Below are 22,704 nucleotides of genomic sequence, written 5' to 3' on the forward strand. Positions count from 1 at the left end.
CCCGATGGAAAGGGTTTTGCCGGAACGCAAAGAGCCGATCACACAGCATGCGGCACCTCGCCCTCCTCGCCGCGCTGGTGCTTCTCGGCTCGGTCGTGGCCGGGTCGTCGCTGGCGGCGGCCGACGCCTCGCCGGCCGCCCCGTCGCCGACGGCGACCCCCGAGCGACCGGCGCTCGCGGGCGCGGGCGACCCGGCGGCGCTGGCGATCGCAGCGCCCGAGACGAACTTCACCGTCTCGCTCCGCGAGGACGGGAGCGCCCGCTGGACCGTCGAGACGCGCTTCGACCTCGCCGACGAGGACGAGCGGGCGGCGTTCCGCGAATACGCCGACGCCTACGAGGCTGGAACGGCCGAGGACGGACCATCGGTCACTCCCTTCCGCAACGCCGCCCGAGAGGCGTCGGCCGTGGTCGACCGCGAGATGGCGATCGAGCGGGCGAACCGAAGCGCCAGGATAACTAACAGCTCGGGCGTTCTAGTCCTGCAGTTCACGTGGACGGAGTTCCTCGCCGAGGAAGACGACGGTGCGCTCGCGCTCGGGGACGCGTTCCGGACCGCGAACAACGGCACCTGGTTCGGATCGCTGTCCGCCTCCCAGCGGCTCGTCATCGAACCCCCCGAGGGGTACGAGGTGAGCGACGTGTCCAACGGCTTCAGCTACTCCATCAGCGACCGCCGGATCGTCGCCGAGGGACCACAGACGTTCGAGGCGGGCGACATCGGGGTGACGTACGAGCCCGGGGCGACGACCGACGAGGGGATAGACACGTCCCTGCTCGCCGGCGTTATCGTCGCCCTACTGGTGGTCGTCGCGGTGCTGTCGTACCGCCGTAGCGACGGCGCGCTCGCGGACGTCGCCGACGCGTACGCCGCCGACGAGAGCCCGAACGACGCCGCTCGCGGCGCGGAGCCGAGGACGGGAGAGGCGGACGAGCGTGCCAGCGGGGCGGCGACGTCCTCCGATGCCGGCGCGGGAACGGAAGACGGGAGCGTTGATCCGAGGGACTCCGAAGAAGCGGCCGTCGGACCGACCGAGGAGGAACTCGAACTGCTCTCCGACGAGGAGCGCGTCGAACGACTGTTGGAGCGACACGGCGGCCGGATGCGCCAGGCGACCATCGTCAGCGAGACCGCCTGGTCGGATGCGAAGGTGTCGCAGTTGCTCTCGGCGATGGCCGACGAGGGGCGTGTCGAGAAGCTCAGGCTCGGCCGCGAGAACCTCATTTCGCTGGCAGACGATGACGGCGACGAGGACGGCGAGGACGACGCGAACGACGGAGCTGACGGGCGGGAACGACGGAGCTGACGACGCCCGGTCGTGACCGCTCGATCTCGTCGCCGGCGGAACGACGCCGGGCCCGTTGGCGTCGGTTCCGAAACTGTTTACCTCCGACCGCGGCAACTCCCGCGCGATGAAGATCCTCGTCACGGTCAAGGAGGTCGCGGAGCCGGCCGACGACTTCGAGATCGAAGGGACCGACGTGGGCGAGCAGTTCCTCGAGTACGACCTCAACGAGTGGGACGACTACGCCGTCGAGGCGGCGGTCCAGCTCTCGGAGGCGTACGACGACGTCGAGGTCGTCTCGGCCACCATCGGCCCCGAGCGCGCCGAGGAGACGATCCGAATGGCGCTTGCGAAGGGCGTCGATCGCTCGATCCGCGTGTGGGACGACGACGTGGCCGCCGCGGAACTCGACGTGGCCGCGAAGACGCGCCTGTTCGCGGCCGTCGTCGACGAGGAGGAGCCGGACCTCGTGCTCTCGGGCGTCCAGGCGGCCGACGACGGCTTCGGCGCGACGGGCGTCTCGCTGGCCGACGAGATCGGCTTCGACTGGGCGGCCGTCGTCAACGACCTGCAGACCGAAGACGACCTCGAGACCGCGCACGTCCACCGGGAACTGGAGGGCGGTATCGAGGAGCTAACCGACGTGGACCTCCCGGCGGTGCTGACGATCCAGACGGGGCTGAACGAGCCGCGATACGCCAGCCTCCGCGGGATCCGCCAGGCGCAGAGCAAGGAGATCGCCGAGTTCGGGCTCGACGACCTGGGACTCGACGCCGACGCGGTCGCCTCGCCCATCTCGCGCACGGCGATGTACGAGCCGGAGACGGAGTCGGACGCGACGTACTTCGACGGCTCGCCCGAGGAGCAGGCCGAGCGGTTGGCTGACGTGCTCCGCGACAAGGGGGTGGTGTCCGAATGAGCGACGTGCTCGCGGTCGCCGACCACAGGCGCGGCGAACTCCGGGACGTGAGCCTCGAGATCGTCCGTGCGGGGCGCGAGTTGGCTGACGACCTCGGCGGCGACCTCCACGTGGCGGTGATCGCCGGCGACGTGGACGCGTTCGCCGGTCGACTCTCGCTCGAGGGCGTCGACGCGATCCACACCGTCGACGCGGGCGAGGAGTTCAACCACGACCTGTACGCCGGCGCGACGACGGCGCTGTACGAGGAGCTCGCGCCGACGGCCGTCCTCATGCCGAACTCCGTCAACGGCCTCGACTACGCGCCGGCGGTCGCGAACCGCCTCGATCTCCCGCTGGTCAGCGACGCAGTCGGCCTCTCGTACGACGGTGGACTGGAGGCGACCCGCGAGATGTACGGCTCGAAGGTCGAGACGACCGTCGAACTGACCGAGGAGCCGTTCGCGGTCACGGTCCGCGGCGGCGAGTGGGCGGCCGTCGAGGCCGACGCCGACGTGCCCGTCGAGGCGTTCGTGTACGACTTCGACGAATCGGCGTCCGGCGCTCGAGTGCAGGGGTTCGAGGAGGTCGGTGCCGGCGACGTGGACATCGCCGAGGCGGAGTTCCTCGTCTCGATCGGCCGCGGTATCGAGGAGGAGGAGAACCTCGAACTGATCGAAGAACTCGTCGAGGCCACCGGCGCGACGCTGTCCTCCTCGCGACCGATCGTCGACAACGGGTGGCTGCCGAAGAACCGCCAGGTCGGCCAGTCCGGAAAGCAGGTGACGCCGGACGTCTACCTCGCGATCGGCATCTCGGGGGCCGTCCAGCACGTCGCCGGCATGAAGGGCGCGGAGACGATCATCGCGATCAACACCGACCCGAACGCGCCGATCTTCGACATCGCGGACTACGGCGTCGTCGGCGACCTGTTCGACGTCGTCCCGGCCCTGACCGAACAGTTCTCATAGGTCGGCTCCGGCTCCCGCCGGGCGACCGCTTTCGCCCCCGGCCCTCGCTCCCGCATTCGGTACCCTCTTTTCGGCCCGGCCCCGATACGCGGTAGATGGAGTACCTGGAGCGTCGGGTCGCGATGGCGAACGAGCGTCTCACCGAAGTGACGGGGGCGGTCGAACCCGCGACGCTGTCAGACGAGATCGAGCACGTCGCGCTCGCGGGCGGCAAGCGCGTTCGTCCGACCGTAACGCTCCTGTCGTGTGAGGCCGCCGGCGGCGACCCCGAGGAGGCGGTCGACTTCGCCGTCGGCGTCGAACTCGTCCACAACGCCTCCCTCGTCATCGACGACATCATCGACCGTTCGGACGTGCGCCGCGGTACCGCCAGCGCCTGGGCGGAGTTCGGCTACGGCCCCGCGATCATCTCCTCCGACGGGATGCTCGGCGAGGCGTTTCACCTCTTCTCGAGCGACGAACGGGCGATGCAGGTCGTCGCCGAGGCCATGGTCGAGTTGGGCGAAGGCGAGGCGACGGAACTGGTCGCGAAGCCGACGAACGAGGCGGAGTACATGACGCTCGCGCGGCGCAAGACGGGCGCGCTGTTTCGCGCGGCCGCCGAACTCGGCGCGGTCGCCGCCGGTGCCGACGGCTTCACCGTCGAGGCATTCGGCGACTACGCCGAGCGCGTCGGCGTCGCCTTCCAGATCCGCGACGACGTACTCGACGCGACCGCCGACGCCGACGACCTTGGGAAGCCGACCGGCGTCGACGAGGCGGTCGACCGCCCGTCGCTGCTGCAGGTGACGGACCTCACCCCAGAGGAGGCCGACCAACGCGCCCGCGACCAGGCTGACGCCGCGCTGGAGGCGCTGGAGACCGCGGGTATCGGGGAGTCCGACGCCCGCGGATACCTGCGGGACCTGGCGGAGTTCGTGGTCGTGCGGGAGCGGTAGGACGCAGTCCGTCCGCGGATCGTCGCTCCGTGGGGACGGTCAGCGTGGGTCGCGACCGACCGCCGGGCCGTCTCAGCGCCCCTTCGGGTCACGAGACCCGATGGGTCAAACCGTCGTTTGGTCTTCGAGACGATTTATTTCCGATCCGCCACGAGACCCCGACATGGACCGACGGGAGTTCCTCGCGGCCGCAGCGGGCGGAGGCCTCGTGTCGACTGCCGGTTGTTCCGGCGTTTCGGAGGACCCGGGGCCGTTCGACTTCGGAATCACAAACTGGCGGCGGCGGGAGTACACGGCCGAAGTACTGCTCCGGAAGAACGAGGACGTGGAACTGATCGACGGCCGGTTTGACATCGCCGCCAACGAGCCCGACCGCGAGGACCCGCCGGGGATCTACCTCCGGGACGTCACGCGCGTTCGAAACGGGGACGTCATCGACGCTCGAGTGGCTCTCGACGGCGAGCCCTATCGCGGACGCTACGAGGTAACGTGTAACCGAACGGCGGACTTCGAGAACGACTTCTTCCTCCGTATCCGCTCCGGCGACGCGGGCAGGATCGAGTTCTCTGGCAGCGAGTGCGGCGTGTAGGCCGGTCCGGTCGCGACGCCGGCCCGGTCGATCGTCGCTCGGCATTCGGCCACGACCGACGCTCCGTCACCGGGCGGACGCTCCACCACCGGACGACCGGTACGTGCCCAGCCGCAACCCACCGGCACGTTCTCGGAGACCCGCGTGGAACCGACGCCGTGTACGTCGTGGAGGCACCGGTATCCCTGCGCGGTCACACGTACCGTACCGTACCGCGAGCGAGCCAGCCGACGGCTGGCGAGCGAGCGGCCTTTTGATCATCATCAGAATCGCGGAGCGATTCTGATTAGCAGTCGGATTCTTCGAATCCGACCGCATGAACGGGTTTTGGCGGGGGTCGAGCGCGCCTTCGGCGCGCGAGGCCCCGGTGAAAAGCGGTTCGTTAGTAGAACTCTCTCACGAGGTCCATCGCGCCCTCCGGCGCGCCGGAGTCGTCGATGTCGGCCATGCTGGAGTCGAGCCCGTGGGTCTCCTCGTACGGCACCGATTCCTCGTCCTGGTAGAGCACGCCCATGTACTCCTTGTCGGCGTCGAGGACCTTCTCCTTGGCCGCCTCGCGGTCGTGCGGGTCGTAGTCCGTCTCCTGCAGGTCCACGAGGGAGTCGCGGAAGTAGTCGTACGTGTCCACGTCGTTGAAGGTGACGCACGGCGAGAACACGTTGACGAAGCCGAAGCCGTCGTGCTCGATGGCCTTCCGGACGATCTCCTGGTGACGCAGGGCGTCAGAGGAGAACGACTGGGCGATGAACGTCGCGCCCGAGGCGAGCGCGAGCGCGAGGGGGTTGACGGGCGGCTGCTGGGGCCCGTCCGGCGTCGTCGCCGTCTCGAAGTCCTCCCGGCTGGTCGGGGAGGCCTGCCCCTTCGTCAGCCCGTAGATCCGGTTGTCCATCACGACGTAGCTCATGTCGACGTTGCGGCGGACGGCGTGGACGAAGTGGCCCGCGCCGATGGAGTAGCCGTCGCCGTCGCCGCCGGCGACCATGACCTCGAGGTCGGGGTTGGCCATCTTGACGCCCGCACCGACCGGGAGCGCGCGGCCGTGGACGCCGTGGATCGCGTAGCTGTGCATGTACGTGCCGATCTTGCCCGAACAGCCGATGCCGGCGACGACGAAGGTGTTGTCGGGGTCGTTGCCCGTCTCCGCCAGCGCCTTCATCATGCCGTTCATCGTCCCGAAGTCGCCGCACCCGGGACACCACGTGGGCTGCTTGTCGGATTTGAAGTCGGTGAATTTGACCTGGGAACTCATGCTTGCACCTCCTGGCCCTCGCCGGCGGCCAGCGCCTCCGTGATCTCGTTGGCGAGTTCGTCCGCCTTGAACTGCACGCCGTTGTACTTGTTCACTCGCTTCACGCGCTGAAGCGTGTCGTGTTCGAGCACGTCCGCGAACTGTCCGGTCGCGTTACACTCGACCACGACGACCTCCTCGGCGGCCTCGAACTCCTCGGTGAGGTCCGGCCGCGGGAAGAGGTACGGCACCGAGAGGATCCGCACGTCGACGCCGTCCTCCTCGAGGAACTCCAGCGCCTCCACGAGCGTCCCCTCGTTCGACCCCCACGTGACGATCAGGTTGTCCGCGTCGGCGTCGCCGAACTCCCGCGGGGAGAAGTCCTCGCGCTCGCGGGCGGTCTCGACCTTCCGGTTCCGCTTGTCGACCTGCTCGATGCGCATCTCGGTGTCCTCCGTCCGGCGGCCCTGCTCGTCGTGTTCCAGGCCGGTGGACATGTGTGCGCCGCCCTCCGTGCCGGGGAACGCGCGGGGGCTGATGCCGTCGTCTGTGATCTCGTGGGGCTTGAAGCCGCCTGATTCCGTCTGATGCTCGCCGATGGTCTCCTCGTCGACGACCTTACCGCGGTCGATCTCGACGGCGTCCATGTCGAAGGCGTCAGGCTCGAACGTCTGCTCGGTGACCGCCATCGCGAGATCCGAGGCGAGGTACACCGGCGTCTGGTACTTCTCGGCGAGGTTGAACGCCTCGACGGTCTTCCAGAAGCACTCCTCGACCGAGGTGGGCGCGAGGACGAACCGCGGGATCTCGCCGTGCCCGCCGTACAGCATCATGTTGAGGTCGCCCTGCTCCTGCTTGGTCGGCATCCCCGTCGAGGGGCCCGAGCGCATCACGTCACAGATGACCAGCGGCGTCTCCGAGGTGGCGACGAGCCCGAACGTCTCGGTCATCAGGTCGATGCCGGGCCCCGAGGTCGCGGTCATCGAGCGCGCGCCGGCGCGGGCGGCACCGAGCGCGAGGTTGATCGCGGCGAGCTCGTCTTCCGCCTGGACGACGTGGCCGCCGAAGTTCTCGATCCGCCCCTTCAGGTACGTCATCACGTCCGTCGCGGGCGTGATCGGGTAGCCGGCGTAGTACTTGCAGCCGGCGGCGATGGCACCCATGCCGATCGCCTCGTCGCCGTTGAGCAGGACGTAGTCGTTGTCGGTGGTGTCGAGGTCGTAGTCGAGGTCGGCGTCGGCGTAGTGCTCCTGGACGTGCTCCTGACCCAGTCGGGCGGCCTGCTTGTTGTTCTCGACGAGGGCCGTCCCCTTGTCGCTGAACCGCTTCTTCAGCGAGGAATCGAGGTGCTCGATGTCGAAGTCGGCGGCCTCACAGGCCGCCCCCAGCGCGACGACGTTCGCCATGATCGCGCCGCCGGCGTCCTCCGCGAGGCTCTTGAGCGGCACGTCCAGCCCGATCATCCCCTCGGGGATCTCGACGTCCTGCATCGTCGTTCGCTCGCCGTCGTAGATGATGATCGAGCCCTCGTGGAGCTCGTCGAGGTTCTCCTCGATCGTTCGTGGCGTGAGCGCGACGAGGACGTCCAGTCGGTCGACGACCGACCGGACCTTCTCCGTGGAGGTTCGCACCTTGTAGGCGGTGTACCCGCCACGGATCCGGGAGGCGAAGTCCTTCGACGTGAAGACGTGTCGACCCGCCCGGGAGAGCGCCTGCGCGAAGATCTTCCCGGTGGAGTCGATGCCATCGCCGGCCTCCCCGCCGATGGCCCAGTTGAAGTCCGCTGGCATACTGGTCACACCTTCCCACGGTCGGTGGAAAAGCCTTCTGAATGGGGGGAGTACGGCTTTTTCGTCGCCCGTCGGACGCACGGGCGAGAAACAAACAAACGTCCGATCGATCGGCCCACTATCGGCAGTTCCACGGCCGAATGATCGCTTTTACCCGCCGCTGGCGGCGGGCACGCCGGTCGGCCGCCACCGCCACGAGATTGTACGACACGCGTGATATCCGACTTCGACGGGTGACGAGAGGATCGAAGCGGCGAGAAGCGCTCGACCCGACGCCGCGGACGGTCACGGGTCGCCGTCGGTCGCGCCGGAAACGACACCTTCGGGTACCTCGGCGGGCAAGCGTCGGGCATGGACGCCACAGTCGCTGTGCGGTCGGTCGCGGAGGTCGGGCCGGACACGGTCGCGGTGACGCTCGATTCGCCCCCGGAGTTCGACGCGAGGCCCGGCCAGTTCGTTCGGCTCACCGCCCTCGTCGGCGGCGAGGAGACGTCCCGCTTCTACACCGTCTCCTCGCCCGACACCGAGGGAACGTTCGAGACGACCGTCGGACTCGACGGCGGCGACTTCTCGGCGTACCTCGCGTCGCTGGAGTCGGGCGACGAGGTCGATATCTCCGGTCCCTTCGGCGACGACTACTACGAGGGGGAGGCGCGCGCGGTCGTGATCGCTGGCGGTCCCGGCGTGGGTCCCGCCGTCGCCATCGCGGAGTCGGCACTCGACGCCGGCAACGAAGCGGCGGTGGTCTATCGGGACGACGCGCCCGCGCACGTCGAGCGACTCGAGGACGCTCGCGACCGCGGCGCGAGCGTGGTCGTCGCCGACGGCGACATCGCCGACGCGGTCGCGGACGCCGTCACCGGCGCGGACGGGGAGCAGGCGTTCGTGTACGGGTTCGCCGACTTCGTCGACGAGGCGGTCGCGGCGCTGGAGGAGGCGGGGTACGCCGGCGACGCGAAGATCGAGAACTTCGGGTAGCTCGCGCGGGCGACGGTCCCGTCAGACGAGGCTGCCGCCGTCGAACTCGGCGCGCGCGTACTCGACGTCCATCAGATCGAGGATCGTCGGCGCGATGTCGAGCAGGTCGGAGTCGGCGATCGACGCGTCCGGGTCGTCGACGAACAGGGTCGCGTTCTCGAAGCTGTGCATCCCGTTGCGCGGCCCAGTCGAGAAGACGCCGTCGTCGTGGGCCTTGAACTTCGCCTTCAGGTCGAAGCCGTGGTTCGGGATGATCACAAGATCCGGGGCGATGTCGTCGTGCTCGCCGCGGAACGCCTCCTCCTTCTCGACGACGCGCTGGGCGACGGGCGTGCCGTCGGGCCCTTCGAGCGCCTCGATCTCGGCTTTCAGCTCGTCGCGAACGTCGTCGTACTCGTCCTCGGGCACGGACCCGCGGGGCTCGCGCCCCTCGAGGTTGAGGTACAGCCGACCGGGGATGAGCGAGTAGGCGCGTGCGCCGTCCGCGATGTCGCCCAGTTCCTCGTGGTCGTCGTCATCGAAGGACAGCCACCCCTCCTCCTGGAGCCACCGGTTGATGTCGACCTCGTAGTCCTGCACCGTGAAGCCGTGGTCGGAGGCGACGACGAGCGTCACGTCCTCCGGGAGCATCTCGCGGATCTCGCCGACGTAGTCGTCGACCGTCTCGTAGAACTCCATGAACTCCTCGTAGTACTCGCCGTCGCGAGCGTAGTCCTCGAACAGGAAGTGGTTCACCCGGTCGGTCGTCATGAAGACGCCGAAGAACAGGTCCCAGTCGTCCTGTTCGATGTAGTGGGTGAACGCCTCGAAGCGCTTGTCGAGCGTCTCGTGGGAGACCTCCAGGAACTCCGATTTGTCGTCCTTGTGGCCGAGTTTGGCGTTCGTGTCGATCCGGTAGTCGATCGACTCCAGGTAGTCACGGAGGTCGTCGGGGTAGGCCGCCTTGTCGACGCCCGGCGAGAGGAACCCCGAGACCATGCGCTGGACGTTGCGCTGGGGCGGGAACGTCACGGGGACGTTCAGCACGGTCGCGTCGAGGCCCTCGTTCGCGACGCGGTCCCACAGCCGAGTCGCCTGCACGTCCCGCCCCATCGGGACGTACGTGTCGTAGCTGCCGACCTCTCGGTCCTGGAAGCCGTACACCCGCGTCTCGCCGGGGTTGACCCCAGTGGTGAGGGCGGGCCAGCAGGCCGACGACTCCGGCGGTACGATGGAGTCGATGGCCCCGGCCGACCCCTCCTCGGCGAGCGCGGCGAAGTTCGGGAATCGGTCCGGATGCTCTGCCAACAGCGAGTGCGGCACCCCGTCGATGCCGATGAAGGCGACGCGAGGCGTGTCGTCCCCGCGAAGCCGATCGAACAGTCCCATGGCCCTCCTTCCTCGTGGGCAGGTAAAGTAATTCAGGTTCTGACCGGAGCCGACGCGGCTCCGAGATTTCGGCAGGAACTGCCGGGAGTCGTCGCTCCGGTCTCAATCCGCGTCGACCCGGCCTCGAGCGACGGCGTCGCCGACGCGCTCGACGAGTTCGTCCAGTCCCTCCAGCCCCGCGCGCTTGGCGACCGCGTCGTGGACGGACCCCGCGTCGCGGACCGCCTCGGCGGTACACGAGAAGACGACGACCGGAACCTCCGGCGCGACCGTCCGCACCGCTTCCGCCACGTCGACGGCGTCAGTCCCCGGCGGACGGTGGTCGGTGACGACACAGTCGACGCGCTCGTCGACGGCGGACGCCACGCCGTCCGGCGACCGAACGCGCCGAACGGATACCCCCGACCGGCCCCGCGTCAGGTACGTCTCCACGAGCGAGGCGATCCCCTCGTCGCGCTCGACGTGAATAACTCGAAGGTCGTCCCGACCGGTCCCCCCGTCAGCTCCCGATGTCTCTCCGCCCATGCCATGTGATACCATTACCGTACACTCCATGGCTCGACCCGGCGGGATAACTGGTTCCCATCGTTTATCGGCGATCATACACGGGAATAGACAGGTTCGTGTGGTACAACCGGCGAATCCTCGGTGCATCGCCGGCCGCGTCGCCCTCGGACCGCGGTCGCGGCGCGGTCCCGATGAGAATTTGAGTGGTCGGACCCAAGCAACGACCGTGAGCGAGGACCCGACGGAGGGCGCGAGCGACGGCGTGCCGGAGCGACCGCCGGCGCTCGGGCTGCTGGAGACGCTGTCGGTGCGACGCAACGCCGTCGTCGGGGTCGCGGTCGGCGGCGGTCTCGGCGTCGCTGTGTACGTGGTGCGGGCGCTGGAACTTCTCGGTCCGGTCGGCGGCACCCGCGAGTACCCCGTGATCGGTGCCGACGGCTACTTCCTGCTGCTGGCGTTCGTGCTCGCGTCGGCGACGGCGCTGCTCGTGGCGACGCTGTTGACGGTCGCCGCCGCCGTGCGGGCGATCCGCGCGGCCCCGGAGTGAGCGGACCGGCGAGACGGAACGGGACGGCACGGGACGCGGCGATCCTACGTCCGGCTATTCCCGGTCGGCGTCGGGGAACAGCCGGTAGGAGGTTCGTCCCACGGCCACGTCCTTCGGCTCGCCGTCGGGATCGACGCTGGAGACGAGGGTGTCGGTATATCCCATCGACCCGCCCGCGCGCAGCACCTCCGCCTCGACGCGCAGGTCGTCGGTGGCGGGGCGGAGGTACGTGACGTTGAGGTCTGTCGTCGCCAGCGACCCGGTCGTCGGGTCGTCGAACGTCGACCGCAGTGCGAATCCGGAGGCCGTGTCGACCAGCGTGGCGGCGATGCCGCCGTGAACCGAGCCGACCGGAGAGCCGGGGTTGACGAGCTTCTCGTCGTACGGGACGGACATGACGATCCGGCCGCGCTCCAGGTCCTCGACGGTCAGGTCGAGCCACGAGAGGAAGCCGTGGCTCTCGATGAACGCCTGCAGGAGGTCGACGTGGTCCGGAGAGATCGGGCCGGAATCGCGGTCAAGGTCGTCGCTCATGGCGAGGGACGCGCCTGCGGCGCACTTGACGATTCGGTTCCGACTTCGTCGTCCGGGTCGTCCGGGTCGTCCGGGTCGGTCGTGTCGGCTTCCGGTCGGATCGACTCCCGGTCAGGTTGCCGACCGATCGTCGTCGCGATCCGCGTCGCCGGCGTCGGTGTCGCGGTTGGCATCGGTGTCGCGGTCGGCGTCTGAGGTGGAATCGCCGCCACGAGCGCCGGGGGTTCCGGGTTCGGCGACGCCCGCGGCGGCGGCCTCGGCCGGACTCCGATTGCCGCCCTCACCGAAGCCGGCAGAGAGGATCCGGGTGAGCGCCTCCTCGACCTTCTCGTCGACCTCCTCGATGTCGTCGGGGTCGACCTCCATCACGAAGCCGGTGGTGATGTTCGGCGCGGTCGGCATGAACACGACCTCGCGGCCGTCGGCGGTCGTCTGTCCGGTCTTGAACGCCGTCATGCGCATCCCGTTCCACGGCTCCAGTTTCACCGGCGTCTGGAGGTCGTCGGTGCCGGTGAGGGCGGTCTCGACCGCCAGCTTCGAGGCGTTGTAGATGACGCGCAGCCCCGGGACGCGGTTGATCGCGTTGTCGATCACTCCCTCCGCGAGGCGGCCGGACGTCGTCCGCATCAGATAGCCCGCGGAGAACACCAACAGGACGAACACGACCAGCGCGACGAGCACCTCGGCGAAGCCGTACAGCGGCGCGGCGTACTCGTTGAGGGGTGCGAGTCTCGACCCCGGCGCGAACACGCCGCCCTCGGGCGGGGTGATCGTCGGAACGAACGGCAGCGTCGCCAGCAGGTTGTACAGCCAGTTCGCGACGAAGAGGATGACGAGGAGCGGGGTGACGACGACGAGGCCGCTCGCGAAGTCGCGCTTCCACGTGGACATTCGGTGGTCGAGTAGTCGTGGACGCCCCGGGCATATCAGCCCTTCTACACGGGAGGGTCACCCCCGAACTCGGGCTGGGACGCGGCCGGGTGGTCGTCCGTCGAGGGCGACGGACTCGGATGTCGGTGACGCCGGGATCAGACGCCGAGAACCGCCCGCACGGCGAACAGCGCGTTCTCCTTGCGCTCGCGAACGCGCCGGTAGAAGTACGACAGCCACCTGTCGCCGTAGGGGGCGTACTGCCACACCTCGACGCCGTCGGCGGCGAGGCGTCGCTGTTCGTCGTCGCGCACGCCCATGAGCATCTGGACCTCGTAGTCGGCCCCGTGCTCGGCGTGCAGCTCCTCGGCCAGCGAGATCATCGCGGGGTCGTGGCTGCCGACGGCGATGCCGTCGTCGCGCTCCTTGAACAGGAACTCGAGGTCCTCGCGGTACGCCTCGTTCACGTCCGCCTTGTCGGTGTAGGCGATCGACTCGGGCTCGTCGTACGCTCCCTTCACCAGGCGGATCCGCCCCGGCACGTCGACGAGGCGGTCGAGGTCGCCGCGGGTCCGCCGGAGGTTCGCCTGCACGCACAGGCCGACGCCGCCGTCGAACTCCCGCGCCAGCGCCTCGAAGGCGTCGAGCGTCGCGTCGGTGGTGTCGGCGTCCTCCATGTCACACCAGACGAACACGCCGTGCTCGTCGCCGGCGGCGACGACGCGACGGAAGTTCTCGCGGAAGACGTCGTCGCCGATGTCGATGCCCAGTTGGGAGGGCTTCACCGAGACGCAGGCGTCGAGGTCCGTGTCCCCGATGTCGCGTATCAACGAGACGTACGCGTCGGCGTCGGTCTCGGCCTCGGCGCGGTCGTGGTAGTGTTCTCCCAGGAGGTTGAGGATGACGTTCACGCCGTCCTCGTTCGTCCGCCGGACGTGCTCGAACGCCGCGGCGGGGGTCTCCCCGGCGACGAACCGACCGGCGATTGGCGGGATCATGTCTCTGGCAACGCTTGCCGGTCGCCCGTCTTGAGTCTTGATAGATCGTGATCGGGGGACGCGGGCCCGGCGTCTGTCGTCCGTTGTCGGCCGTCCATCGTCGGCTGTCCGCCACCCGCCACCCGTCGTCCGCCGTCTTCCGTCTCCCGTCCCCCGTCTCCCATTCCCCGTCCCCCGTCCGGCCTTCGGCGACGGCGTCGCCGCCGCGGATCCCACGGACTTAACACCGAACGCGGGGGAGTCGTCAGAACATGGCCGGACTCGTGGGGACCGTCGCGGTCGCGCTGTGGGCGATGCTGCCGGCGTACGTGCCGAACAACGCCGCGGTGTTGGCCGGCGGCAGCGCGCCGATCGACGGCGGACGGACGTGGGACGGACGGCGCGTGCTCGGCGACGGGAAGACCTGGCGTGGGACCGCCGTCGGCACAGCCGTCGGCGTCGCGCTCGCGTTCGGACTGAACGCCGTCTCGGCTCCGGCCGGCGCGCTCCTCGGCGTCGCGCTCCCGACGTTCCCGCCGCTCGCGGCCCTGGGGTTAGCGCTCGGCGCGATGCTCGGCGACGTCGGCGCGTCGTTCCTCAAGCGGCGCTCGGGTCGCGAGCGCGGCGCGTCGTTCCCCGTGCTCGACCAGCTCGACTTCGTGGCCGGCGCGCTGGGGCTGGCGCTCGTGCTCGCCTCGGACTGGGTGCTCGCGACGTTCTCCGCGCCGGTGTTGATCGTCGTGGTCGTCGCGACGCCGGCGCTGCATCTCGTGACGAACGGGATCGCCTACCTGCTGGGCCTCAAAAACGAACCCTGGTAGCCGGCGGTCGACTCGGTGACCCGATCGTCGCCGCCGATCTCACCGGCATCTCACCGGCGACCACTACCGACGACTGACGACCGGCGACTGACAATCGACGACTGACGACCGGCAATCGATACCCGTGACGGGCGACGCAGAGAATCGTCCGTGAGAATCAGGGCGACGGGGTTTTGTCCGACGCCCGCGCCGTGACCGACATGAACGAACCGGACGCCGCGGAGGTCGACGACCTCCCCGACGGGGAGCGGGAGGAGGACGACCGGCTCTCCCCCCGCGAGCACGTCCGGACGGTGTTCCCGACGATCGCGTTGGGGTTCATGCTGCTCGCGGCCGCCAGCGTCGCCGGGATCGGCGGCGTCGTCGCGACGGGACTCGGCGGCGAGCCGATCGAACGGCCCGATCGGCTCACCTTCTCTGTCGAGACCGGCGGCAACGACACCGCCATCGTGGTCTCGCATCCCGACGGCGCGGTCCCCTCCGAGGACCGCGTCGTCGTCGTCGACGAGGCCGGCACGCGGGTCCCGTGGAGCGACCTCAGCACGGCCGAGGGCGAGGCGCGGATCACCGGTCGGAGCGCGCTGGCGTGTCCCGCCCAGGGGTCGACCTACCGGGTCGTCTTCGAGGGTCGCGCGGCCGACCACACCGTCGACGCGTACGAGGTGGACGCGCCCATTCCCGCCAGCGTCGTCGAGCGCTGTGAGGCGGCGAACTGAGCAGACGCCGGCCGTCGATCGATCGGCGGCGGCCCCGATCGGGTCGTCCACGGACCGATAGCCTTTCGCGCCGGCGCGCGCCTCCTCCGAGCATGAGCGACAGCAGCGACGGACGCGGCGCGGGACCGGACGAGGGGGAGCAGGCGGCGCTGATCGACGCGCTGCGCGCGGCCGACGCCGTGCTGTTCGGGGAGTTCGAACTCTCACACGGGGGCACCAGCGACTACTACGTGGACAAGTACCGGTTCGAGACCGACCCCGACTGCCTCGGTCGGATCGCCGCCGCCTACGCCGACCGCGTCGGCGACGCGAAACTCGCGGGCGTGGCGCTTGGCGCGGTCCCACTGGTGGCGGCCACGAGCGTCGAGACCGGATCGCCGTACGTCATCGTCCGGAAGGCCGCCAAGGAGTACGGCACCGGCAACCGGATCGAGGGCGAACTGACAGAGGGCGAGGAGGTCGTCGTGCTCGAGGACATTGCCACCACGGGGCAGTCCGCCCTCGACGCCGTCGAGGCGCTCCGCGAGGCGGGCGCGGTCGTGAACCGAGTGCTCGTCGTCGTCGACCGCGAAGAGGGGGCGGCCGACCTGCTCGCCGACCACGACGTGGAACTGGAGTCGCTGCTCACGGCGTCGCGCCTGCTCGCGGACCGCTAGACGGCCGCCGATCCCCCTCAGTCGAGGTCGTCGCCGAGGCGTCGCCGGATCGGCGCGCCGACACGTCGGACGCTCGGCGCGTTCGATTGTGAGACACACTTACACAGGTCTGCGTGTTCGGACCGATCTACGATCCGAAGTGTTCATAGTTGCACGAACGAGCATAGCTGCATGAACAGGGCCGAGAAGGCCGCCCTCCAGTTACAGGCGGTCGCCGTGTTGCGGACGCTGAAGGAGACGCGAACGTACGACGAACTCGCCGAGGTGACCGGCCTGCCCGCGGGCGACCTGAACCGCTACGTCAACGGCCACGTCCTCCCCGGGGCCGAACGCGCCCGGGAGGTCGTCGGTGGGATCGGCCGCGAGACGCTGGCCGACGAACTGGAGGCGCGGATCGGCTTCGACGACGAGGGCTACGTCGACAACTCCGGCGTCGTCTTCGACCAGCCGTTTCTCGACCTGGTCGCGCCGGTGGCGGCCGAGTCGTTCGACTTCGAGACGCCGGACGTGGTCCTCACCGCCGCGACCGATGGAATCACCCTCGGGGCGGCGATGGCGAGCCACTTCGACGCGGGCCTCGCGTACGCGAAGAAGTCGAAAGAGACGGCCGTCGAGGAGTTCATCGAGTCGCGCCAGCGCCTCGCCTCCGGGATCGAGTTGACGTACTACCTCCCCGCGGGAGCGATCGACGCCGGCGAGTCCGTGCTCGTCGTCGACGACCTGATCCGCTCGGGCGAGACCCAGGAGCTCCTGCTCGATATCGCCCTCCAGGCGGACGCCGAAGTCACCGGCGTGTTCGCGCTCATCGCCGTCGGCGACGAGGGAACCGACCGCGCCGCGGAGATCACCGACGCGCCGGTGGGCGCGCTCACGCGGTTCGAGTAGAGCGTCGTCGAGCGAAGCGAGACGACGGAGAGGAACGGGGAGCGAAGCGACCCGTGGATAAGAGCGTCGTCGAGCGAAGCGAGCGCGAGAGGCGGGGCGAACGCCGCGGTCTCACGCGCCGGCTCGGCCGCTGGAGGCCGGCAAAGATCCGACGTGAGCGGAACAACAGATATTCTCGTTCTTGCATATCTATCGGTACGAAAGCCGAACGCTTAAACCAGAAATGCACAACCCTGGGACATGGGGCTGCAACAGCAGTTGGCAGCGTTCTTCGAGTTCGAGGAACTCGGGACGGATCTCCGGACCGAGGTCGTCGCTGGCGTGACGACGTTCCTCACGATGAGCTACATCGTGATCGTCAATCCGAGCATCCTCGCGGTAGCGATCGCGAACGGACCGGGGCCCGATATCGGCCGGTCGATCCCGGAGCTCCAGCAGATGCTCGCGGTCGTGACCCTCATCTCGGCGGCCGTCGCGACGCTGGTGATGGCGCTGTACGCGAAACGGCCGTTCGGACAGGCCCCGGGCCTGGGACTGAACGCCTTCTTCGCGTTCACCGTCGTCCTCGGACTGGGCATCCCGTGGAACACGGCGCTCGCGGCGGTCGTCGTCGAGGGCGTCGTGTTCGTGCTGCTCACCGCCGCAGGTGCGCGCGAATACGTGATCAAACTGTTTCCCCAGCCGGTGAAGCTGGCCGTCGGGGGCGGCATCGGGCTGTTCCTCGCTATCATCGGGCTGGAGGCGATGCGGGTCGTGGCCTCCGACCCGGAGACGTACCTCCAGTTCTCGCCGGTGTTCGCGCAAGACCCCGTGGCGATCCTCTCGGTCGTCGGGCTGTTCCTCACGTTCATGCTGTACGCGCGAGGGGTCCCGGGCAGCATCGTCATCGGCATCCTCGGAACGAGCCTGCTCGGCTGGGCGGCGGCCGCCGCCGGCTACACCGCGTACACGGTTCCCGACGACGCCGGCTACGTGATCGCGGACGCCTCGCTGTCGCCGGCGCTCGACACGCTGACGTACTCGGCGGCGGGCTACGACATCACGCCGCTGGTGGGTGCGTTCATCGGCGGCCTGGCCAACGTCGACGCGTTCGCGTTCGCGCTGATCGTGTTCACGTTCTTCTTCGTCGACTTCTTCGACACCGCCGGCACGCTCGTCGGCGTCTCGCAGGTCGCCGGCTTCCTCGACGAGGACGGCAACCTCCCCGACATCGACCGGCCGCTGATGGCCGACGCGATCGGTACCACGGTCGGCGGGATCCTCGGCACCTCGACGGTGACGACGTACATCGAGTCCGCCGCGGGCGTCGAGGAGGGCGGCCGTTCCGGGATGACCGCCCTCGTCATCGCGGTGCTGTTCCTGCTCTCGCTGGCGGTCGTCCCCCTGGCGGCGGCGGTGCCGATCTGGGCGAGCCACATCGCGCTGGTCGCCGTCGCCGTGTTGATGCTGCGGAACCTCGTCGATATCGACTGGGCGGACTACACCAACGCGGTTCCCGCCGGACTGACGATCCTCGTGATGCCGTTCACCTACTCCATCGCCTACGGCATCGCCGCGGGCATCGTCTCGTACCCGCTCGTGAAGGCCGCCGCCGGCGACACCGACGACATCCGGGCGGGTCATTGGGTGCTCGCGGGCGCGTTCGTGCTGTACTTCTTCGTCCGCACCGGGGGCGTCCTCGGCGGCGCGCTCTGAGGCGCGACGCTTCCCCGCACCCGGGGGTCGATCGCACCCGTCGAGCGTCCGACACGCGACGACGGAGCACAAGAGTTTCCACCCCGCACCGCTCCGTACGGTGTATGGCGACTTCTCTCCCCGTCTCCCGGCGGACGGCCGCGCGGGCGCTGGTCGCGCTCGTCGTGTTGGGGCTGTTCGCCCCCGCGGCCGTCCAGGCCCTCGTCCCGAGCGATACGGGCACGCCCGGGACCGTCGGACTCGAGGCGGGCACCGTCGAGGAGGAGGCGAACGGCTCCACCGTCGTCGCGATCCAGGGGTTCCACTTCCAGGGCCAGGGGAACCAGAAGAAGCCCGCCCGCCTCGTCCAGGTGCGACCGGACGGTTCGACCGACTGGGTGTACGACGGCTCGAACCAGGACGCGTTCTGGTTCTACGACGTGGACCCGCTCGAGAACGGAAACCTGCTCGTCGTCGGCACCAACCCCGACGGCACCACGGTCGCCGAACTCGACCGCGAGACCCGAGAGCCGGTCTGGACCGAGCGGTTCGACTTCACCGACACGCACGACGTGGCGATGCTCCCGAACGGCGACCTGCTGATCGCCAACATGCGCAACTGGAACGAGTCTGCCCAGCGCTCGGACGACCGCATCCTCGTGTACAATCGCTCGACCGACCAGATCGACTGGGAGTGGAAGTTCCGGAACCACTACCCGAACTCGACGGACGGCGGCTTCAGCGAGGACTGGACCCACGTGAACGACGTGGACCGTATCGCGGAGGACCAGTACCTCGTCTCCCCGCGTAACTTCGACCAGGCGATCGTCGTGAACCGATCGACTAACGAGATCGACTACCGCCTCGGTGAGGACGGCGACCACGACACCCTACACGAGCAGCACAACCCCGACTGGCTCGTGAGCGAGGACGGCAACCCGACGATGCTCGTGGCCGACTCCGAGAACGACCGCGTCGTCGAGTACGAGCGCCGCGACGGCGAGTGGGTCGAGGTCTGGGAGGTCGGCACCGGACAGCTCGACTGGCCGCGCGACGCCGACCGCCTCCCCAACGGCAACACGCTCATCACCGACTCGCTCAACCACCGCGTGATCGAGGTGACGCCGCGCGGCGAGATCGTCTGGGAGTACTACGCCACCTGGGGGCCGTACGACGCCGAACGCATCGGCACCGGCGCGGAGTCGAACGGGCCGACGATGGCCGACCAGGGCGTGAGCGGTAGCTACCAGATCTACGGGTCCGCGGGCCTCATCGAAGGGACCGGCGACACGCTGACGTTCGCCGCGGCCGTCCAGAACACCTTCGCCGGGACCGTACTGGCCGATCCCGCCCAGGGCTTCGCGACCACGTGGTCGGGCGTCGTCCCGTGGATCCGCCCGGTGTGGATGGGTTCGTGGGCCTTCGCCGGCGCGGTCGGCGGACTGCTCGTGCTCGTCGGCTGGGGGGTCGCCGAGGCGGTCGCCGCGCGCGACCGGATCAGACGCGGCGTCCGTCGGGCGGTCCGCGAGGTCCGGACACGCCGAGGCGAGAGCTGATCGCGCCGGTCCCGCGGGCGGTCCTGTCGACCGGTCGCGCTCGGCGGTCGCGTCGTTCCATCCCCCGATATCTCCGCTCTGTCCAGTCGTTCCACGACGAACTCCCCGCGCCTCGATCCACGACACATTCCGCAAACACCTTATAGCGACGTGGGTTACTCCGTGACGACGAGTACCCATGCCGAGACCCGAAGTTCTCGAACGCGTGAAGGAGGCCGAAGCCGATGCCGAAGAGATCGTCGCCGAGGCGGAGGCCGACCGCGAGGCGCGGATCTCGGAGGCGCGGTCGGAGGCCGACGAGATCGTCGCCGAGGCCGAAGCCGAGGCCGATCGCATCGAGGAAGAGCGCCTCGAGGAAGCGCGCGAGGAGATCGAGGAGAAGCGTGAGGAAATCATCGCGGCGGGCCGCCGCGAGCGGACAGAACTCGTCGACGAGGCGAGCGACCGGGTAGAGGAGGTCGTCGAGTTCGCGGTCGAACGGTTCGAGGAGGCGGTACATGCTCAGGCCTGAGCGGATGAGCAAGGTGTCGGTCACCGGGGCCGACGCCTACTTGGACGAGGTCGTCGAGACCGTCCACGAGATGAACCTCCTGCACGTCACCGACTACGGTGGCGGCTGGGAGGGGTTCGAGCAGGGCAGTCCCCGGTCGGGCGCGGAGGGCGCGGCCGAGAAACTGGTCACCGTCCGGTCGCTCAAGTCGATCCTCGGCGTCGAGGACGACGACGCGGGGCCGGCCCGCGTGCTCGACGACGACGAACTGGCGGCGGAACTGGAGGAGCTTCGCGAGGACGTCAACGCGCTGGACGACCGGCGCGACGACCTCCGGTCGCGGCTCCGCTCGATCGAAGAGCGTATCGAGGCCGTCGAGCCGTTCGCCGATCTCGGGATCGACCTCGACCTGCTGCAGGGGTACGACTCCGTGCAGGTCGCCGTCGGTCGAGGCGACCGCGAGGCCGTCGAGCGCGCCGTCCTCGACGCCGGCGGGCTGGCCGAGTACGAGGTGTTCGGCGACGACGTGCTGGCCGTGTTCGCGCGTCCCGAGGGCGACGACGCCGACGCGCTCGAGGACGCGCTGGTGAGCGCCGAGTTCGCCGGCCTCGACGTCCCCGACGTCGAGGGCGACAACGTCTCGCCGGAGGTGTACGTCAGCGAACTCGAGAAGGACCGCGAGGAGATCGAACGCGAACTCGACGAGGTCGAGACCGAGATCGAGGCCCATCGCGAGGACGCCGCGGGATTCCTCCTGGCGGCCGAGGAGACGCTGACGGTGGACGTGCAGAAGGCGCAGGCTCCCCTCTCGTTTGCGACGACGCGCAACGCGTTCGTCGCCGAGGGGTGGATCCCGACCGAGCGATACACCGAGTTCAACTCGGCCGTGCAGGACGCCGTCGGCAGCCACGTGGAGGTCGAAGAGCTCGAACGGGCCGCTTTCGGTGCCGACGGTGACGTACAGGTCCGCGAGGACGTCCCGCCGTCCGTCGAGGACACGGGCCCCGAGAACGGGGACGACGCCGACGCCGCAGGCGACGACGATGGCGCGACCGAGCGCCAGCGGGCCGTCGCCGACGGCTCCGGCGGCTCGGTCGTCATGCGAAACGACGACCCGCCCGTGGTGCAGGACAACCCCGGCATCGTCTCGCCGTTCGAGGTGCTCGTTCGGGCGGTCGGTCGCCCGAACTACCGCGAGTTCGACCCGTCGGTGATCCTGTTTCTCACCTTCCCGGCGTTCTTCGGGTTCATGATCGGTGACCTCGGGTACGGGATCCTCTACACGGCAATCGGCTACTTCCTGTACTCGAACTTCGACTCGAAGGCGTTCAAATCGATGGGCGGCGTCACCATCGCGGCCGGTATCTTCACCGCGATCTTCGGCGTCTTCTACGGCGAGTTCTTCGGCTTGCACGTCATCTCGACGTACTTCTGGGAGGGCGCGATCGGCCTCTCCAGCGCCCCGATTCACAAGGGGCTGCAGCCCGCCGACATCTACTGGGCGCAGGCGTGGCTGGTGATATCGACCATCGTCGCGCTGATCCACCTGAACGTCGGCTACGTCTTCGGGTTCCTCGAGGAACTGGAGTTCCACGGGGCGAAGGCGGCGATCACCGAGAAGGGCTCGTGGATCCTGGGCATGAACGGCCTCTGGCTGTTCGTGTTCAGCCGGCTGTACGCCGGCAAGAAGCCCGCGTTCATCTTCACCGTCTTCGACGGGTCCGGTGCGGCGCCTGAGGCGTCCGGCGAGTTCGCCTCTACGGCGTTCGCGCTCGGATTCAACGGCTTCTCGCCCGCCCTCGGCGTCCTCGGGCTCGGACTGTTCCTCCTGGGCGCAGTCCTGCTGGTCGTCGGCGCGCCCGCGGAGATCCTCGAGATCTTCGACGTGCTCGTGAACGTGCTGAGCTACACGCGTATCGCCGCGGTGCTGCTGGCGAAGGCGGGGATGGCGTTCGTCGTCAACCTCCTGTTCTTCGGTGCCTACGAGACCCCCGACGGGGAGTTCCACTTCCTGTTGGAGTACGGCCCGAGCCAAGCGCCCGAGGCGGCGACGATCATGTTCCCGGGGCTGGTCCACGGGAGCATCGCGGCGGTCGTCGGCGGACTGCTCATCTTGGTCGTGGGGCACCTGCTCGTGCTCGCGCTGGGCGTGACCTCCGCGGGTCTCCAGGCCGTGCGCCTCGAGTACTACGAGTTCTTCTCGAAGTTCTTCGACGGCGGCGGCACGGAGTACGAGCCGTTCGGTCACGAACGGCGCTTCACCGCTGAGGAGTGACCCCGCGTTCCCGGGACGGATCCGGGAACGGGGATTCCCTACCGAAGACCGGAACTCGCGTGCGGACGATTCACACGAACAGCGGCGCGTCGCACGCCGGAACGTCGGACTCTCGTCGTTCGTTTTGGGAACCTTTATGCACTCCTCAGG

The 22,704-nt window shown here is 69.0% G+C and carries 22 protein-coding genes; 15 read left to right on the top strand and 7 right to left on the bottom strand.

The window, feature by feature from the left end; translation table 11 throughout:
- Window positions 1-47: 47 nt before the first annotated feature.
- The 5 genes from Hbl1158_RS05000 to Hbl1158_RS05020 all read left to right on the top strand — a co-directional run bounded on the left by Hbl1158_RS05000 (window position 48) and on the right by Hbl1158_RS05020 (window position 4,682).
- A complete protein-coding gene (locus Hbl1158_RS05000; protein ID WP_234298956.1) occupies window positions 48-1,307 on the top strand; it encodes a hypothetical protein in 1,260 nt (419 codons plus the stop codon).
- A gap of 106 nt (window positions 1,308-1,413) precedes the next feature.
- The gene (locus Hbl1158_RS05005; protein ID WP_234298957.1) at window positions 1,414-2,205 is read left to right on the top strand and encodes an electron transfer flavoprotein subunit beta/FixA family protein; all 792 of its coding nucleotides are present in this window, start codon (window positions 1,414-1,416) and stop codon (window positions 2,203-2,205) included.
- Window positions 2,202-3,155, top strand: a complete 954-nt coding sequence (locus Hbl1158_RS05010; protein WP_234298958.1) for an electron transfer flavoprotein subunit alpha/FixB family protein — start codon at window positions 2,202-2,204, stop codon at window positions 3,153-3,155. Before Hbl1158_RS05005 ends, Hbl1158_RS05010 begins: the two co-directional genes overlap by 4 nt.
- Before the next feature lie 95 nt (window positions 3,156-3,250).
- Window positions 3,251-4,093, top strand: coding sequence for a polyprenyl synthetase family protein (locus tag Hbl1158_RS05015; RefSeq protein WP_234298959.1), 843 nt, complete (start codon window positions 3,251-3,253; stop codon window positions 4,091-4,093).
- A 163-nt stretch (window positions 4,094-4,256) separates the two neighbouring features.
- Window positions 4,257-4,682: a hypothetical protein gene (locus tag Hbl1158_RS05020; protein ID WP_234298960.1), complete on the top strand. Its 426-nt coding sequence runs from the start codon at window positions 4,257-4,259 to the stop codon at window positions 4,680-4,682.
- A 382-nt stretch (window positions 4,683-5,064) separates the two neighbouring features.
- Here Hbl1158_RS05020 and Hbl1158_RS05025 read toward each other — a convergent pair whose 3' ends face one another.
- Together Hbl1158_RS05025 and Hbl1158_RS05030 are read right to left on the bottom strand one after the other, a co-directional pair.
- Window positions 5,065-5,931 (bottom strand): 2-oxoacid:ferredoxin oxidoreductase subunit beta, encoded by an 867-nt coding sequence (locus Hbl1158_RS05025; protein ID WP_234298961.1) that lies wholly within the window; start codon window positions 5,929-5,931, stop codon window positions 5,065-5,067.
- Window positions 5,928-7,700: a 2-oxoacid:acceptor oxidoreductase subunit alpha gene (locus Hbl1158_RS05030; RefSeq protein ID WP_234298962.1), complete on the bottom strand. Its 1,773-nt coding sequence runs from the start codon at window positions 7,698-7,700 to the stop codon at window positions 5,928-5,930. Before Hbl1158_RS05030 ends, Hbl1158_RS05025 begins: the two co-directional genes overlap by 4 nt.
- A 351-nt stretch (window positions 7,701-8,051) precedes the next feature.
- On the opposite strand from Hbl1158_RS05030, the gene Hbl1158_RS05035 reads away from it, so the two are divergent.
- Window positions 8,052-8,678 (top strand): FAD-dependent oxidoreductase, encoded by a 627-nt coding sequence (locus tag Hbl1158_RS05035; RefSeq protein ID WP_234298963.1) that lies wholly within the window; start codon window positions 8,052-8,054, stop codon window positions 8,676-8,678.
- 21 nt (window positions 8,679-8,699) lie between these two features.
- Here the strand turns inward: Hbl1158_RS05035 and Hbl1158_RS05040 are convergent, their stop codons facing one another.
- Together Hbl1158_RS05040 and Hbl1158_RS05045 are read right to left on the bottom strand one after the other, a co-directional pair.
- The gene (locus Hbl1158_RS05040; RefSeq protein ID WP_234298964.1) at window positions 8,700-10,046 is read right to left on the bottom strand and encodes an alkaline phosphatase family protein; all 1,347 of its coding nucleotides are present in this window, start codon (window positions 10,044-10,046) and stop codon (window positions 8,700-8,702) included.
- Window positions 10,047-10,148: 102 nt separating this feature from the next.
- Window positions 10,149-10,586 carry a hypothetical protein gene (locus tag Hbl1158_RS05045; RefSeq protein WP_234298965.1) on the bottom strand — a complete coding sequence of 146 codons (438 nt, stop codon included), beginning with the start codon at window positions 10,584-10,586 and terminating at the stop codon, window positions 10,149-10,151.
- 193 nt (window positions 10,587-10,779) lie between these two features.
- Between Hbl1158_RS05045 and Hbl1158_RS05050 the strand changes: the two genes are divergently transcribed.
- On the top strand, window positions 10,780-11,100 hold the full coding sequence (locus tag Hbl1158_RS05050; RefSeq protein ID WP_234298966.1) for a hypothetical protein: 321 nt from the start codon (window positions 10,780-10,782) through the stop codon (window positions 11,098-11,100).
- Between the two features lie 54 nt (window positions 11,101-11,154).
- Here the strand turns inward: Hbl1158_RS05050 and Hbl1158_RS05055 are convergent, their stop codons facing one another.
- The 3 genes from Hbl1158_RS05055 to Hbl1158_RS05065 all read right to left on the bottom strand — a co-directional run bounded on the left by Hbl1158_RS05055 (window position 11,155) and on the right by Hbl1158_RS05065 (window position 13,502).
- The gene (locus tag Hbl1158_RS05055) at window positions 11,155-11,634 is read right to left on the bottom strand and encodes a PaaI family thioesterase (RefSeq protein WP_234298967.1); all 480 of its coding nucleotides are present in this window, start codon (window positions 11,632-11,634) and stop codon (window positions 11,155-11,157) included.
- Window positions 11,635-11,745: 111 nt separating this feature from the next.
- Complete coding sequence (locus Hbl1158_RS05060; protein WP_234298968.1) at window positions 11,746-12,525, bottom strand: DUF502 domain-containing protein; 780 nt, start codon at window positions 12,523-12,525, stop codon at window positions 11,746-11,748.
- A gap of 137 nt (window positions 12,526-12,662) precedes the next feature.
- The gene (locus Hbl1158_RS05065; protein ID WP_234298969.1) at window positions 12,663-13,502 is read right to left on the bottom strand and encodes a proline dehydrogenase family protein; all 840 of its coding nucleotides are present in this window, start codon (window positions 13,500-13,502) and stop codon (window positions 12,663-12,665) included.
- A gap of 251 nt (window positions 13,503-13,753) precedes the next feature.
- Here Hbl1158_RS05065 and Hbl1158_RS05070 point away from each other — a divergent pair, with 251 nt between their 5' ends.
- The 8 genes from Hbl1158_RS05070 (at window position 13,754) to Hbl1158_RS05105 (ending at window position 22,554) form a co-directional block, all read left to right on the top strand.
- Window positions 13,754-14,302, top strand: coding sequence for a CDP-2,3-bis-(O-geranylgeranyl)-sn-glycerol synthase (locus Hbl1158_RS05070; protein WP_234298970.1), 549 nt, complete (start codon window positions 13,754-13,756; stop codon window positions 14,300-14,302).
- Between the two features lie 200 nt (window positions 14,303-14,502).
- The gene (locus Hbl1158_RS05075) at window positions 14,503-15,018 is read left to right on the top strand and encodes a hypothetical protein (protein WP_234298971.1); all 516 of its coding nucleotides are present in this window, start codon (window positions 14,503-14,505) and stop codon (window positions 15,016-15,018) included.
- Window positions 15,019-15,110: 92 nt separating this feature from the next.
- Complete coding sequence (gene pyrE / locus Hbl1158_RS05080; RefSeq protein ID WP_234298972.1) at window positions 15,111-15,674, top strand: orotate phosphoribosyltransferase; 564 nt, start codon at window positions 15,111-15,113, stop codon at window positions 15,672-15,674.
- Between the two features lie 171 nt (window positions 15,675-15,845).
- A complete protein-coding gene (locus Hbl1158_RS05085; RefSeq protein WP_234298973.1) occupies window positions 15,846-16,559 on the top strand; it encodes a phosphoribosyltransferase family protein in 714 nt (237 codons plus the stop codon).
- A gap of 240 nt (window positions 16,560-16,799) precedes the next feature.
- On the top strand, window positions 16,800-18,254 hold the full coding sequence (locus Hbl1158_RS05090; protein WP_234298974.1) for an NCS2 family permease: 1,455 nt from the start codon (window positions 16,800-16,802) through the stop codon (window positions 18,252-18,254).
- A gap of 104 nt (window positions 18,255-18,358) precedes the next feature.
- Window positions 18,359-19,789 (top strand): aryl-sulfate sulfotransferase, encoded by a 1,431-nt coding sequence (locus tag Hbl1158_RS05095; protein ID WP_234298975.1) that lies wholly within the window; start codon window positions 18,359-18,361, stop codon window positions 19,787-19,789.
- A 178-nt stretch (window positions 19,790-19,967) separates the two neighbouring features.
- Window positions 19,968-20,300, top strand: a complete 333-nt coding sequence (gene ahaH, locus Hbl1158_RS05100) for an ATP synthase archaeal subunit H (protein ID WP_234298976.1) — start codon at window positions 19,968-19,970, stop codon at window positions 20,298-20,300.
- Window positions 20,287-22,554, top strand: a complete 2,268-nt coding sequence (locus Hbl1158_RS05105) for a V-type ATP synthase subunit I (protein WP_234298977.1) — start codon at window positions 20,287-20,289, stop codon at window positions 22,552-22,554. Before ahaH ends, Hbl1158_RS05105 begins: the two co-directional genes overlap by 14 nt.
- Window positions 22,555-22,704: the final 150 nt, after the last annotated feature.

This window comes from Halobaculum sp. CBA1158 (assembly GCF_021431925.1).
Taxonomy (GTDB): domain Archaea; phylum Halobacteriota; class Halobacteria; order Halobacteriales; family Haloferacaceae; genus Halobaculum.